Source organism: Agathobaculum hominis, assembly GCF_014288055.1.
GTDB classification, from domain to species: domain Bacteria; phylum Bacillota; class Clostridia; order Oscillospirales; family Butyricicoccaceae; genus Agathobaculum; species Agathobaculum hominis.
In genome coordinates, this window is the sequence record NZ_JACOPK010000006.1 from 43,140 (window position 1) to 57,967 (window position 14,828).

Annotated in this window: 6 protein-coding genes and 2 tRNA genes; 5 read left to right on the forward strand and 3 right to left on the reverse strand. The window is 61.3% G+C overall.

The genetic code is table 11. The features are described from left to right. Positions 1–69: 69 nt before the first annotated feature. The 3 genes from nifJ (at position 70) to H8S02_RS07600 (ending at position 6,493) form a co-directional block, all read left to right on the forward strand. Entirely contained in the window at positions 70–3,630 is a 3,561-nt protein-coding gene (gene nifJ, locus H8S02_RS07590) for a pyruvate:ferredoxin (flavodoxin) oxidoreductase (RefSeq protein ID WP_186970018.1), read from the forward strand. A 301-nt stretch (positions 3,631–3,931) separates the two neighbouring features. Beyond that, a complete protein-coding gene (locus H8S02_RS07595; RefSeq protein WP_186970019.1) occupies positions 3,932–4,732 on the forward strand; it encodes a hypothetical protein in 801 nt (266 codons plus the stop codon). A gap of 150 nt (positions 4,733–4,882) precedes the next feature. Further along, complete coding sequence (locus H8S02_RS07600; protein ID WP_186970020.1) at positions 4,883–6,493, forward strand: S-layer homology domain-containing protein; 1,611 nt, start codon at positions 4,883–4,885, stop codon at positions 6,491–6,493. 417 nt (positions 6,494–6,910) lie between these two features. Here H8S02_RS07600 and H8S02_RS07605 read toward each other — a convergent pair whose 3' ends face one another. The 3 genes from H8S02_RS07605 to H8S02_RS07615 form a co-directional block, all read right to left on the reverse strand. Further along, entirely contained in the window at positions 6,911–7,138 is a 228-nt protein-coding gene (locus H8S02_RS07605) for a hypothetical protein (RefSeq protein ID WP_186970021.1), read from the reverse strand. A 26-nt stretch (positions 7,139–7,164) separates the two neighbouring features. Beyond that, positions 7,165–7,240, reverse strand: a tRNA-Gly gene (locus H8S02_RS07610). A gap of 119 nt (positions 7,241–7,359) precedes the next feature. After that, positions 7,360–7,435: transfer RNA gene (locus tag H8S02_RS07615), tRNA-Phe, on the reverse strand. A 239-nt stretch (positions 7,436–7,674) separates the two neighbouring features. Between H8S02_RS07615 and H8S02_RS07620 the strand changes: the two genes are divergently transcribed. Both H8S02_RS07620 and addA read left to right on the forward strand, forming a co-directional pair. Continuing rightward, the gene (locus tag H8S02_RS07620; protein WP_186970022.1) at positions 7,675–11,058 is read left to right on the forward strand and encodes a PD-(D/E)XK nuclease family protein; all 3,384 of its coding nucleotides are present in this window, start codon (positions 7,675–7,677) and stop codon (positions 11,056–11,058) included. Continuing rightward, the gene (gene addA, locus H8S02_RS07625; protein WP_186970023.1) at positions 11,051–14,605 is read left to right on the forward strand and encodes a helicase-exonuclease AddAB subunit AddA; all 3,555 of its coding nucleotides are present in this window, start codon (positions 11,051–11,053) and stop codon (positions 14,603–14,605) included. Before H8S02_RS07620 ends, addA begins: the two co-directional genes overlap by 8 nt. Positions 14,606–14,828: the final 223 nt, after the last annotated feature.

The following is a 14,828-nucleotide window of genomic DNA, read 5'->3' on the forward strand; positions in this document are numbered from 1 at the left end:
TCGTGTAAAATACACTAAAAAGGGGCTTTTTAAAATCCGACGCTATAATTAAATAGGAGGATATATCTCATGGCAAGAAAGATGAAGTCCATGGACGGTAATACCGCTGCGGCACATGTGTCGTATGCGTTTACCGAGGTTGCGGGCATCTATCCGATCACCCCGTCCAGCCCTATGGCAGACAGCGTTGACCAGTGGGCAGCCGCAGGTCAGAAGAACATTTTCGGTACTACCGTAAAGGTTATCGAAATGCAGTCCGAGGCAGGTGCGGCAGGCACCGTACACGGCTCTCTGGCAGCAGGTGCTCTCACCACCACCTACACCGCATCTCAGGGTCTTCTGCTGATGATCCCGAACATGTACAAGATCGCAGGCGAGCTGCTCCCGTGCGTATTCCACGTATCCGCGCGTACCGTTGCTTCCCACGCTCTGAACATCTTCGGCGACCACTCCGACGTTATGGCATGCCGTCAGACCGGCTTTGCCATGCTCGCAGAGACCAATCCGCAGGAAGTTATGGACCTGTCCGCAGTAGCTCACCTGGCTACCATCAAGTCCCGCGTTCCGTTCATCAACTTCTTCGACGGCTTCCGTACCTCCCACGAGATCCAGAAGATCCAGGTTTGGGATTACGAGGATCTGAAGGAAATGTGCGACATGGATGCTGTTGAAGCATTCCGCAAGCGCGCTCTGAATCCGGAGCACGCAATGATGCGCGGCTCTCACGAGAACGGCGACGTTTTCTTCCAGCATCGTGAGGCAGCCAACAAGTACTACGAGGCAGTTCCGGGCATCGTAGAGGAGTACATGGGCAAGGTTAACGCCAAGCTCGGCACCAACTACCAGCTGTTCAACTACTACGGCGCTGCTGACGCAGACCGCGTTATCATCGCTATGGGCTCGATCTGCGACGTTGCAGAGGAAGTCATCGACTACCTGAACGCACACGGCGAGAAGGTCGGTCTGGTCAAGGTTCGCCTGTACCGTCCGTTCCGCGCTGACAAGCTGATCGCAGCTATCCCGGAGACCGCGAAGAAGATCGCAGTCCTCGACCGCACCAAGGAGCCGGGCTCCCAGGGCGAGCCGCTCTACATGGACGTTGTTACCGCTCTGGCTGACGCAGGCATCACCGACAAGGTCGTAACCGGCGGCCGTTACGGTCTGGGCTCCAAGGACACGCCTCCGGCTTCCGTATTCGCTGTATACGAGGAGCTGACCAAGGCTGAGCCGAAGAAGATGTTCACTCTGGGCATCACCGACGACGTAACCTTCCTGTCTCTGGAAGAGAAGCCGGCTCCGAACACCGCAGCAGAAGGCACCACCGAGTGCAAGTTCTGGGGTCTCGGCGGCGACGGTACCGTTGGCGCGAACAAGAACTCCATCAAGATCATCGGCGACCACACCGACAAGTTCGTACAGGCATACTTCCAGTACGACTCCAAGAAGACCGGCGGCGTAACCGTTTCGCATCTGCGTTTTGGCGACAAGCCGATCCGTTCTCCTTACTACATCAACAAGGCTGACTTCGTAGCCTGCCACAACCCGTCCTACATCACCAAGCACTTCCCGATCGTGCGTGACGTTAAGCCGGGCGGCGTATTCCTCATCAACTGCCAGTGGACTCCGGAAGAGCTGAGCCACCACCTCGCAGCTTCTGAGAAGCGCTACATCGCAAAGAACAACGTTCAGCTTTACACCATCAACGCGATCGACCTCGCGATCGAGATCGGCATGGGCAAGCGCACCAACACCATCCTCCAGTCCGCGTTCTTCGCACTGGCTAAGGTAATGCCGTCCGAGCAGGCGATCCAGTTCATGAAGGACGCTGCTACCAAGTCCTACCTGAAGAAGGGCCAGGACATCGTTGATATGAACCACAAGGCGATCGACATCGGCGCTACCGCATACAAGAAGATCGACGTACCGGCTGACTGGGCTGACGCTCAGGACGAGGCTGATACCCGCGAGCTTCAGGGCCGTCCGGAAGTTGTCAAGATGGTCAAGGAAGTCATGGAGCCGATCGGCCGCATGGACGGCGACTCTCTGCCGGTTTCCGCTTTCGCAGGCGAGCATGTTGACGGCTCCTTCGAGCACGGCGCAGCTGCTTACGAGAAGCGCGGCGTAGCAGTTACCGTTCCGCACTGGAACGAGGCTACCTGTGTTCAGTGTAACCAGTGTGCTTATGTCTGCCCGCACGCTACCATCCGTCCGTTCGCTCTGACCGACGAAGAGGCTGCTGGCGCTCCGGAGTCTGCGAAGCTCGTCGACATCAAGGCCGGCAAGGGCAAGGGCAAGTACAAGTACACCATGGCTGTATCTCCGCTCGACTGCATGGGCTGCGGCGTATGTATCGGCGTCTGCCCGACCAAGTCTCTGACCATGGTTCCGCAGGATCAGGAAGCTGCTCAGCAGGATACCTTCGATTACTGCGTAGCAAAGGTTTCCGAGAAGGAAGATATGGCTTCCGTAAATTCCGTCAAGGATTCTCAGTTCAAGAAGCCGCTGCTTGAGTTCTCCGGCTCCTGCGCAGGCTGCGCTGAGACCTCTTACGCCCGCCTGGTTACTCAGGTCTGCGGCGACCGCATGTACATCTCCAACGCTACCGGCTGTTCTTCTATCTGGGGCGGCCCGGCTGCTACCTCCCCGTACACCGTCAATGCTGAGGGCCACGGTCCGGCATGGGCAAACTCCCTGTTCGAGGATAACGCAGAGCACGGCCTCGGCATGTACTACGGCCAGGAAGCGCTCCGTGAGCGCCTGATCTCCAAGCTCGAGGAGATGGCTGGCTCCGAGAAGGCTTCTGACGACTTCAAGAATGCCGTCAACACCTTCATGGATACCAAGGACAACGGCGCTGCTAACGCTGAGCCGACCAAGGCGCTGGTTGCAGAGCTCGAAAAGGGCGCAGCAGCAGGCTGCCCGGACTGCAAGGATGTTCTGGCTCACAAGGAATACCTCGCTAAGAAGTCCGTTTGGATCTTCGGCGGCGACGGCTGGGCATACGACATCGGCTTCGGCGGTCTGGATCACGTTCTGGCTTCCGGCAAGGACGTAAACGTTATGGTATTCGATACCGAGGTTTACTCCAACACCGGCGGACAGGCTTCCAAGGCTACCAACATCGGCGCTGTTGCACAGTTCGCAGCTTCCGGCAAGACCACCAAGAAGAAGAGCCTCGCTGAGATCGCTATGAGCTACGGCTACGTTTACGTTGCACAGGTAGCTATGGGCGCTAACATGGCTCAGACTCTGAAGGCTATCGCTGAGGCTGAGGCTTATCCGGGCCCGTCTCTGGTCATCGGCTACGCTCCGTGTGAGATGCACTCCATCAAGGGCGGCATGACCAACTGCCAGGCTGAGATGAAGAAGGCTGTTGACTGCGGCTACTGGAACCTGTTCCGCTTCAACCCGCAGCTGGCTGACGAGGGCAAGAACCCGTTCATCCTGGAGTCCAAGGAGCCCAAGACCGAGGATTACCGCAAGTTCATGATGGGCGAAGCTCGTTACTCCGCTCTGACCCGTTCCTTCCCGGATCGCGCAGAGGGTCTGTTCGAGCGCTCCGAGATCGAGTCCACCAAGCGTTACGCTCACCTGCAGCGTCTGCAGGCTCTGTACGCACCGGAGGCTTAATCTCCTGCACACAGGCTGAAACAGCATAAATAATCAAGCTCCCGCAGAGTATGTTCTGCGGGAGCTTTTTTATACCTGTCGCGCAACTACAGTTTCGCCGACAAGTGTGTTCTGACGAACGCAGAACACGGGTCGTTTTGCAGTCGTACAGTCGAATTTTGTTAACAGACCGTAAAATTTTAACGCTTCCGCCATAATTGGTTTTTTTTCTATTTTTCCGGCGCGCGATATGTTATACTGAAAGCAAAGAAGGACACACAGCTGATGGATAGAGAAGGGCGGTGCTTTTATGAGACAGGATATGCTGAAACGTGTGGGAATGCTCGCGGCGAGCGCGGCGGTATGCAGCGCTGTCGCCGGCGGCGGACTGATGATGCAGGGGATGCGGTATGTCAGGCCGACGGCCGAGAACTGGTCGCTGCTGCCGTATGCCGAACCGGCGGCGAAGGTCGAGCAGACGGTCGGCAGGAGCAGCAAGGGAGAGGAATTCAGCAGAGATTACGTTTCCCTCACCGGCTATGACGAACAGGGACGGGAAATCTGGAAAAAGAGCCGGTTTTCTACCGACCCGGGACTGCGTTCAGAGCACAAAACCTATGACGGTGATACGGTCGCGTGGCATACCATAACGAACGGCACCAAAGCGGACGTTTATCAGCAATATGACGCACAGGGAAGGCTGGTTCGGGAGCAGACCGGTGATGTGATCGCGGTTTACAGCTATCGCGGCGATGAGACCAAGCCATATCTGACTGAGGCGCATTCCGTGGAGGGCGTACTCCGGTTGCGAGGCACGGCCGAAATCGACCAGAAAACCGGCGAGCGTACCGAAAATATTACAGTCTACGACGCGAACGGGAACGAATCGTACAACACGGTGAACGTGACGGATAAACGCGGCAGCACGGTAAGCGTGGACGGTGATCGCCGGGAGTGGACATACGACGATGCCGCGCATACCGCGACCTGCACGTATTCCTACGGCGCGGTCAATTATTATCAGTTTGACGAGCAGGGGAGAGTGCTCAGCGAGAAATCTCAGGACCCGGACGGCGATCTGCGAGAAATTCAAAAGACGGAATACACAGACGTTACCAGATAGGGAACTTTTTCCGGGAACACCCGTCAAACAGGGCAAAGAGCCTTTTCCTGTGCGACGTTGACAGAACAGCAGCACAGGTGTAAAATAAAGGCAGAAAATGCGGCCGCCAGAACCGGCGGCCGCGCAGATAGTAAAAGGAGGAGCAATTTCATGAAGAAAATGTGGGTTTCCGCGCTGCTCGCGGCGGCAATGATGACCGCAGCAGGTGCGGCGGACGCGCCGAGCGCGTGGGCGCAGTCATCGGTCGATGCGGCGCGCGCGGCCGGCCTCGTGCCCTCGCAGGTGGACAGCGCGTTCGAAACGCCGATCACCCGTGAGGATTTCTGTTCGCTCGCCGCGGCGGTCTACCGTGCGTGGGACAGGGAAAACGTTTTGCAGACTGCCTCGACCGGCAAGGTCAGCTTCACTGATACCGATAACGCAGATGTGCTGCTGTGTGCATCGGCAGGCGTGGTAAACGGCGTCGGAAACGGCAAATTCGCCCCGGACAAGAACATTACCCGGCAGGAGGCGGCGAGCATGCTGCACCGTCTGGGCGCACTGAACAAGAACGTCAAAAATGACGTAAACGACCGCCTGCCGCACGTTTTCGCGGACGGCGAGAAAATCCGGTCGTGGGCGCGCAGCGACATCAACTGGGTCTACCGTCAGGGTATCATGAACGGCACCGGCAGCAATCAGTTCACTCCGAACGGTGCGTATACGCGCGAGCAGTCCATCGCGACCACGCTCCGCCTGTACGACAGCAGGTACGCCCTCGCACCGGCGAAGGAAGCGGCGCATTATGTGCTCGTGCCGAACGAAAGAACCGTGACGATCGAGGACGCGGCAGGAAAACGCCTGCTGACCGATTTCGAGAACACAAACGGCTATTTCCAGAATGCGCATCTGTTCGGCGTGTGGGCAGAGGTTGAATGGACCGATACGGACGCGCACTGCACGGTCGTGAACCTCAAGACCGGCGAACGGCTCGAAAACCGCACGATAACCGGCATCAGCCCGGACGGCACGAAGGCGTGGGCGAAGCAGTTTAACACCGGCAGCGGCGGTACATTCCTCATCATCCGTTCGGACGGCACGCACGGCAAGACCGAGTTCAGTGCGCTGAGCTCGTGGAGCAACGACGGCAAGTCGCTCGTGCGCAGCAGCGACGGCAGCATCACAGCTATCGACAACCAGACGCGCGAGCTGTGGCGCGTCAAGGGCGTTTCGCTCGGCGCTTACTCTGGCAGAGGCGATGTGCTGCTCATCAATTACGACAGCAGTCCGTCTGTCCTCGTGAAGGACGGCAGGGCCGCCACGCTCGGCGCGAAGAATATCACCAGCCTCAACCAGAGCGGCGAGACCTGCATTGTTTCGGACAGCGTCGGCTATTACAAGGTCTGTGATCTGAACGGCAGGGTGCTCAGCAGGACCTACCAGAACGCGCTGTACAGCGAGGGCAGCAATCTGTACGCCGGCTGGGTCAAGGACCGTACTTATGAAATCTTTTACTGCCCGGCGGGCGGCAGCGCGAAGGTGCTGTATACGGTAACGTGGGATGTTTCGACGCCGACGGAGCTGCCGACCGACGGCGCCGGTCTGTATGCGCTTCAGACGGACGACAGGACGGTCGTCTGCATTGACAGCTTCGGGCAGACTGTTGGAACGGCGAAGGCCGCGTTCAAGGTCAGCAATATTGCGTTTGAGGACGGCGTGCTGGTGCTTCAGGGTGAAAATCAGCAGGCGAAGTATTTACCTACCGGTGAAATTACCCCGTAAGGGGAAACGCCGTCTGGCGGCGGAGACGTCGGTGCCCACCGACGAGGGGATTGCCGGTGCCCACCGGCAGGGGCAAAAGGGGGATAAGACACCGAATGGTTTCTTATCCCCCTCTTGACTCCCCCTCATCTTCCTTTGGACGCGACTCCCTTCGGTCGCGCGTCTAAACGGGGGTTACGGGAGCTCGGTTCCGGGCGTCTTTCAGCTTATATGCAGCTGAGCTGCCCTGAATTTCGCTTGCGTGGTTTGCCGCGCATACCAGTGCGCGGCCAGACGGTGCAGGGCGGCCGCGTTCCGCTGCGAAAAGCTCCGCTTCCATCAAGGGTGTACCCTTGGAGCACCAGACGTCCCTGTGGGCCCCTCGCATTTCGCTGCGCGACCGCAGGGAGTCGCAGCTTAAAAGGAAGGTAAGGGGAGTCAAGAGGGGACAGGAAACCATATGGTGTCCTGTCCCCTTTTGCCCCTGTCGGTGGGCACCGACACCCCCGGGCCGCCGAAGGCGGCCAAAAAACGCTCTCGATGGGGCATATCCTCGCCTTCTGCATCGAAGATGCAGGAACCGGCGAAATCGCGAACCGGTGCTGCCGGATAGAAGAAAATATGCTTGCGCATGGCAGAAAATCCTTCGGATAAAACAAAAAGCATCGACTGAAAGTCGATGCTTTGTTTTCTGGAGCGGCTGACGAGGCTCGAACTCGCTACCTCCACCTTGGCAAGGTGGCGCTCTACCAGATGAGCTACAGCCGCATTTTATGGTGCCTCCGGGCGGAATCGCTTTCGCTGCGGCGAAAGCCACGGCGGTTGAAACAATTCACTGAATTGTTTCTAAGAGCCGCCTTTCGATTCCGTAAACGGAAAAGAAAAATTGGTGCCTCCGGGCGGAATCGAACCACCGACACGGGGATTTTCAGTCCCCTGCTCTACCGACTGAGCTACAGAGGCATTTGCTGTCTCGCAAAGTGCCTGTTTAGTATAGTCGAATTTTGTGGAAATGTCAAGCGTTTTTTTGAAAAAAGTTTTTGTGGAATTTTCAAGGCCTTTTCAAAAATGTGCGCGCGCACGCATACAGGCCGCGTGTACGCGCAAAAAACGCGCGGCGCAAGCGGCGCACCGCTTGCACAGGGGCGGCGCCTCATGGTATCATGAAAGAACGAAAGAGAGTATGAAGGGAGGAGCCTTATATGCGTATCGTGACCGGTCTGGCTGCGAGCGGAAAAACATCCATGCTCCTGCGCGAGATCGCGGAAAAGGCAGAGGCGAACCGGGGACGGCAGATTTTACTCGTCCCCGAGCTGAATTCTCATCAGATGGAACGGCGGCTCGCGGCGGCAACGCACAACCACGGCGCGCGCACGGCGGAGGTGCTGACGTTTTCGCGCCTTGCGGACCGCGTGTTCGCGGTAGTCGGCGGCCTTGCACAGCAGATGCTCACGCCGGCAGGTCAGCTTCTGACCCTGCAGGAGGCAGCGCGCCGCGTGCAGGTCGGACTGACCGCGTGGAGCGGTCTTGCCGACAAGCCCGAGCTGCTGAGCGAGACGCTCGCGCTCATCGACGAGTGCAAAAGCTGCATGATCGAGCCGGAAATGCTGTTCCGTGCGTCCGAGGAGAGTGCGCTCGATGAGGACGCGGCGCTCAGCGCCAAGCTGCGCGATCTGGCGCAGATACTGACCCAGTATGACAGCCTGTGCGAGGAAACGCTGCCCGATCCGCGCGACCGGCTGACGCATCTGCGCGACGGTCTGGCGGAAAGCCATGTGCTCGACGGGGCGGAGGTCTATCTGGACGGCTTCCTCAGCTACACGCCGCAGGAGCTCGCCATCATCGAGGTGATGCTCTCGTCCGGCGTGCCGCTCACCGCCGCCGTTACCTGCGATGTCGAGCTGCCCGATGTATTCGTGACCGGCTGCAGGACGCTGCGCACGCTGACGCGCATGGCGGAGCGATGCAGCCGCAGCCCTGAGCTCGTCGACCTCGGCGCGGGAAAAATGCCGCGGCCGGCAGGTCTCGCCGCCGTGGCGAACGAGGCGCTTCTGCCTGTCCGTCAGGCACATGAGGACGCCTCGGGCGTCCGGCTGTATGAAGCGGCCTCGCCGTTCGATGAATGCGAGCACGCGGCGGCGTACATTCGCAGAAAGGTGCGCGACGAGGGGGCGCATTACCGTGATTTCGTCATCGCGGCACGCGACATCGGGCCGTACAGCGCCTCGCTCGCCATGGCGATGGGGCGGTACGATATCCCGATGTTCCTCGCGGACAAGCCTGATCTGCTGTCGCGGCCGCCGATGGCGCTCGTCATCGGCGCGCTCGAGAGCGTGCGCTCGAATTTCGGATGCAGGGAGCTGTTCGGCTGCCTCAAGACCGGTCTGACCGGGCTTGCGTGGGACGAGATCGACCGGCTCGAGAACTACGCGATCACCTGGAAGATACATGGTGCGGCGTGGGAGCGCGACTGGGTCGAGCATCCGGACGGCTACGGCATTCCGGTCGATGAGGCCGCACAGGCGCAGCTGGACGAGCTCAACGAGCTGCGTGCCCGCGCCATCGCGCCGTTTGCCGCGCTGCGTGAGCGGCTGAAGGGCGAGCAGCCCTCGGCCGAATGCGTGCGCGCGCTGTATGATTTCCTGCTCGCGGTGGACGCGCCGCGCCGCATGGAGGAGCGCGCCGCCGAGCACGATGCGGCGGGCCGTTTGCAGCTCGCGGACGAGTACCGGCAGCTGTGGGAGATCCTTGTCTCCGCGATGGAGCAGTTCGCGTGGGTGCGCGGCGATATGCCGCTGACGCTCGACCGCTTCGCGCAGCTGTTCCGCCTCGTGCTCAGCGGCTATTCGGTCGGCAGCATCCCGGTCTCGCTCGACCGCGTCAGCTGCGGCAACATCGAGCGCGTCTGCGGCGGCAATGTAAAATATGTGATCCTGCTCGGCGTGAACGATGGTCTGATCCCGAAGGATACCTCCTCGGCGTCGCTGCTCAGCGATATGGAGCGCGACAGGCTGGACGCGCTCGGCGTGGAGCTCAAGGCCTCGGGCGAGGAGCGCCTGCTCATGGAGCAGGAAACGCTGTACCGTGCGCTCGCGTGCCCGTGCGAGGAGCTGCTGCTCTCGTGGCACGCAAGCGACGCGAGCGGCGGCGAAACGCGGCCGAGCTACTTTGTCGGCACGGTGCGCGGCCTGCTGCCGAACGTGCCGTTCACGACTCATAGGACCGAGACCGTGCGCGACCGTTTGCAGGCGGAGCGGCCGGCGGTCGAGCTTGCGTGCGCGTATCTCTCGGGCGACCGCACACCGGCGGTCTCGGCGGCCTATTCCTTTTATAAGAATGACGAGCGGGTGCTCGCGGCGGCAGGACAGCGCCGCACGCGCGGTCCGCTGAACGCTGCGGATACCATCGAGGGTCTGTACGGCAAAAAGCTCAATCTGACCGCCTCGCGCGTGGATAAATTCTTCTCCTGCCCGAGCGCGTTCTTTTATCAGTATGGCCTCAAGGCGAAGGTGCGCCGCCCGGCGGCGTTTGCCGCGCCCGAGACCGGTACGTTCATCCATTATGTGCTCGAGCACGCGCTGACGGCGCTCGGAAAGCGCGAGGGCGGCGCTGCCGCCGCAGAAAAGGACGCGGTCGCGCGTGCGTGCCGCGAAGCGGTCGACCGGTATATCCGGGAGGAGCTTGGCGGTCTGGCAAACAAGACGCCGCGCTTCCGCTATCTGTTCGGGCGGCTGGTCAAGAGCGTGCAGCAGATCCTGGACAACGTCATCGAGGAGCTGCGCGTGTCGGAGTTCCGTCCGATCGATTACGAGGTGGATTTCTCGCGCGGCGGCGACCTGCCGCCCGTCACCTGCGAGCAGGACGGCGTGACGGTCTCGCTTGCCGGCAAGGTGGATCGTGTAGACGGCTATATCCGCGACGGGCGGCTGTATCTGCGCGTCATGGACTACAAGAGCGGTAAAAAGTCGTTCTCGCTGTCTGATATCTGGTACGGACTGAATATGCAGCTCATCATTTATCTGTACGCGCTTCAGGAGGAGGGCCTCGACCGCTACCGCAGGCTGCTGAGCGAGGAGCTGAACGAGATTGTCCCGGCGGGCGTGCTGTATGTGCCGGTGCGCGACGACATCATCGACGGCGACCGCGCCGCGACCGAGGAAGAACTTCACAGCAAGCGCGAGGCCGCGCTGCGCCGCTCCGGCCTGCTCAGTGAGGATATGTCGCTGCTCGACGCGATGGAGCAGGGCATCGAGGACAAGGGGCGCTTTATCCCTATCAAGCTGAAAAAGATCAAGGGCGAGGACGAGAAAACGCTCGACCCGAAGTCTGCGGTGGCGGATCTCGCGCAGTTCGGCAGACTCGCGCGCTATACGCACAAAAAGCTGCTCGAGATGGGCGCAGAGCTGCGCAGGGGCAATGTGGAGGCGTCGCCCTGCCGCCATGACAGGAACAGATGCGCCTGCGACTGGTGCGACTACCGCGCCGCCTGCCATTTTGACGAGAGCGCAGGCGACCGCGAGCGCCCGCTGAAGGCACTGGATGACAGTGAGGTATGGGAGCTTCTGGGAGGTGACGGCAATGCCTGAATGGACGAAAGAACAGAAAAGCGCGATAGAGGATCGCGGCGGCACGCTGCTCGTTTCGGCGGCGGCCGGTTCGGGCAAGACGGCCGTGCTGACCGAGCGCGTGCTGCGGCGCGTGACCGACCCGGAAAACCCGATCGACATCACAGAGCTGCTGCTTGTGACGTTCACCAGAGCCGCGGCGGCGGAGATGCGCGAGAGAATTGCGGCCGCGATCGGCGCGGCGGTCGCGCAGGACCCGTCCTCCGTGCGGCTGCGCCGTCAGCTTTTCCTCGTGCACCGCGCGAAGATCACGACCGTGCACGCGCTGTGCATGTCGCTCGCGCGCGAGCAGGCGGCCGCGCTCGGCATCGCGCCGGATTTCCGTCTGATGGACGAAAACGAGAGCAAAATTCTGCGCGCTGAGGTGCTCGAGGAGGTGCTCGAGGCCGCCTATGAGCGTGCAGATGAAAAATTCCTCGCGCTGAGCGATCTGCTGACCGCAGGACGCGACGACAGGCGTCTGGGGGAGGTCATCCTCGGCACCTATGATAAGATTCAGGCGCACCCCGACCCGAGGGCGTTTCTCGAGGATGTACGCGCCGGACTGTATGCGCGCGGCATGGACACGCCGCACGGCCGCGTGCTCATGGAGCAGGCGAAGGCGGCAGCTCTGCACGGCATGGCGTTCCTCGAGACCGCCATCGGTGAGGTCACGGGCGTGGATATCGTCGAGGGCGCGTATCTTCCGGCGCTCGAGAGCGATCTTGCGCAGGCGAAGGCTCTGCTCGACGCGCTCATGGCGCACGACTGGGACAGGAGCGTGGAGGCCTCGCGCAATATCTCGTTTGCCCGTCTCGGCTCGACGCGCAAGTTCGACGACAAGGAATTCCTCGAGGGCGTGAAAAAACTGCGCGAGGAATGGAAGACTGTTGCAAAGGCGATCCACGACAGATGGCTGACCGAGACGGCGGCGGAGGCGGAGTTCGACCGCGGCCTGACCGCCCCGGCGCTTTTCGCCCTCATTGATACGGTAAATGCCTTTGATGATGCGTTCTCGGCGGCGAAGCGGTCGCGGAACGCGGCGGATTTCAATGATCTGGAGCATTTTGCGGTGCGCCTTCTGTATGACGGCGGCGCGCCGTCCGCGTTGGCGAAAACGCTGTCCGCGCAGTACGCCGAGATCGCGGTGGACGAGTATCAGGACACGAACGCCGTGCAGGACGCGATCTTCCGTGCGCTCTCGAAAAACGAGAGCAATCTGTTCATGGTCGGCGACGTCAAGCAGAGCATCTACGGCTTCCGCCTTGCGGACCCGTCGATCTTCCTCGAGAAATACCGCACGTTCACCGATGCGGAGGAGGCAGCGGAGGGTGCGCCGCGCCGCATCATCCTCGGCCGCAATTTCCGCTCGCGCGGGGCGGTGCTCGAGGCGTGCAACTATATCTTCCGCGCGGTCATGGGCGAGACGGTGGGCGATCTGGTCTATACCGACCGGGAGGCGCTGCACCTCGGCGCGGAATATTATCCACAGGCTGGGGACAAACGCTACAGGACCGAGGTGCTGCTCGCGGACACGGCAGGCGGCGACGAGGATGCGCCCGAAAAGACCGAGCTTGAGGCGCGGCTCGTGGCGCAGCGCGTGAGAAGGCTACTCGATGAGGGCTTCCCCGTGACGGACAAGCAGACCGGTGAGCTGCGTCCTGTGACGGCAGGGGACATCGTTATCCTGCTTCGTTCGCCGAAGGGCAAGGCGCGTACCTATATCACGGCGCTCGAGCGCGTGGGCGTGACGGCGACGGCGGAGCAGCGCGGCGGCCTGCTCGAGACGAACGAGGTCGGCACGATCGTGTCGCTGCTGAACGTGATCGACAATCCGCGGCAGGATGTAGACCTCATCGGCGTCATGCTGTCGCCGCTGTTCGGCTTTTCCGAGGAGGAGCTCGCGGAGATCCGCCTGACCGACCGCACGGCCGGCTTTTACGACGCGCTGCTGCTCGCGCGCGAGACCATGCCGAAGGCCGAGAGCTTTGTGCAGAAGCTCGACTATCTGCGCGCGTTCGCCTGCGACCAGCCGGTGTACCGCCTGCTGTGGGAGATCTACGACCGCACGGGCGCACTCGGCCTGTACGGCGCGCTGCCCGGCGGCGCACAGCGCGAGAGCAACCTGCTCGCGTTTTTCGAGCGGGCGCGCGCGTTCGAGGAGCAGGGCTTTCGCGGTCTGTACAGCTTCGTGAACCTGCTGCGCGGTATGCGGCAGAACGGCGAGGATTTCCAGACCGTAGGCGCGGAGGCGACCGGCAGCGCGGTGCGCATCCTGTCCATCCATAAATCCAAGGGTCTGGAATTTCCGGTCACGATCGTGGCCGACTGCGCGAAGAACTTCAACGAGAGCGACCTCAAGGAGCCGGTGCTCATCCATCAGGAGCTTGGCTTCGGCAGCAAGTGCCGCGATGTGCAGCGCGGCGTGCAGTACGATACGGTCGAGCGCGTCGCGGTCGCGGTCAGACAGCGCCGCGAGATGATCTCGGAGGAGCTGCGCGTGCTGTATGTCGCGATGACGCGCGCGAAGGAAAAGCTCATCCTGACGGGCGCGTCGGGCACGCTCGGAAGCTCGCTCGCAAAGTGGGCGCAGCTGGCAGGCCTCGATGAGCTGCCGCAGTATGCGATGGGTACGGTCCGCTCGCCGCTGGCCTGGCTCCTCACGCCGCTGCTGCGCCATCCGTGCACCCGTGCGCTGCGCGAGGCATATGATCTCGCGGTCCCCGAGCACGGCACGGACAACGACGCCTTTGAGGTGAAGCTGTATACGCCGGATATGCTGCCCGAGCCGGAGTGCGAGGTCGAGGGCTTCGCCGAGCCGGAGCGCGGCGAACTTGAGGTAAAGCCGGCGCTGCGCTATCCGCATGAATGCCTGATCGAGCTGCCGAGCAAGCTGACTGCGACCGGCATCGGCCGCGGCTACCGCGCGGATGAGGCCGCCGAGGAGACCGCGCCGCCGCGCCGTGAGGTCAGGCTGCGCGCGCCGCTGTTCGACCCGGCGGAGAGACGGCTCTCCCCGGCGGAGGCCGGCACCGCGCATCATCTGTTCATGCAGTTCTGCGACTTCAGCGAGGCGGAAAAGCCGGGCGGCGTCGAGCGGGAGCTTGCGCGGCTCGCCGCGCGCGGCATCCTGTCGGAAAAACAGGCGGCGGCGGTGAAGATCCCGCGTATCGAGGCGTTTTTCGCCTCGGAGCTGTACTGCGGACTGATGAAGAACGCAAAGGTCCGCCGTGAGTTCAAGTTTTCCGTTCTCGTCCCGGCATCGCGCTATTTCCCGGCAGCGGAGAGCGAGCCGGAGGAGAACGTGCTTTTGCAGGGCGTCATCGACTGTCTCATCGAGACGGAGGACGGCTACGTCATCCTCGACTTCAAGACCGACCGCGTGAGTGAAAGAACGCTGCCCGAGCGCGCGGAAAGCTACCGCGCGCAGCTCGACGCCTATGCCGCAGCCGTTCGCGAGATCTGCGGCGGAACGGTTCAGGGGAGCATCCTCTATTTCTTCCAGACTGGCACGGTCTGGGAAATGTGAGAGAAAACGTTCTGAGATATTGACACTGCCGCGCGGCAGCGTGCATGAAACAGCAATCGCGAAGTGATTGCATCAAAACCGGGGGCGTGTACCTCGGTTTTGATACTTCTGGAGGGAGAAAGTTTCCGTATGGGAACTTTCGGACGACTCGTGTTCTGCGTTTGTCAGAACACAGCTTGTCGGCGAAACGCAAGTTTCGCGACAGGCTTTAGACCGGAACGGT

Excerpts from the sequence above, each read along its gene's own strand:
- nifJ (WP_186970018.1), top strand. The coding sequence starts at position 70 with ATGGCAAGAAAGATGAAGTCCATGGACGGTAATACCGCTGCGGCACAT.
- H8S02_RS07595 (WP_186970019.1), top strand. The coding sequence starts at position 3,932 with ATGCTGAAACGTGTGGGAATGCTCGCGGCGAGCGCGGCGGTATGCAGC.
- H8S02_RS07600 (WP_186970020.1), top strand. The coding sequence starts at position 4,883 with ATGAAGAAAATGTGGGTTTCCGCGCTGCTCGCGGCGGCAATGATGACC.
- H8S02_RS07605 (WP_186970021.1), bottom strand. The coding sequence starts at position 7,138 with ATGCTTTTTGTTTTATCCGAAGGATTTTCTGCCATGCGCAAGCATATT.
- H8S02_RS07620 (WP_186970022.1), top strand. The coding sequence starts at position 7,675 with ATGCGTATCGTGACCGGTCTGGCTGCGAGCGGAAAAACATCCATGCTC.
- addA (WP_186970023.1), top strand. The coding sequence starts at position 11,051 with ATGCCTGAATGGACGAAAGAACAGAAAAGCGCGATAGAGGATCGCGGC.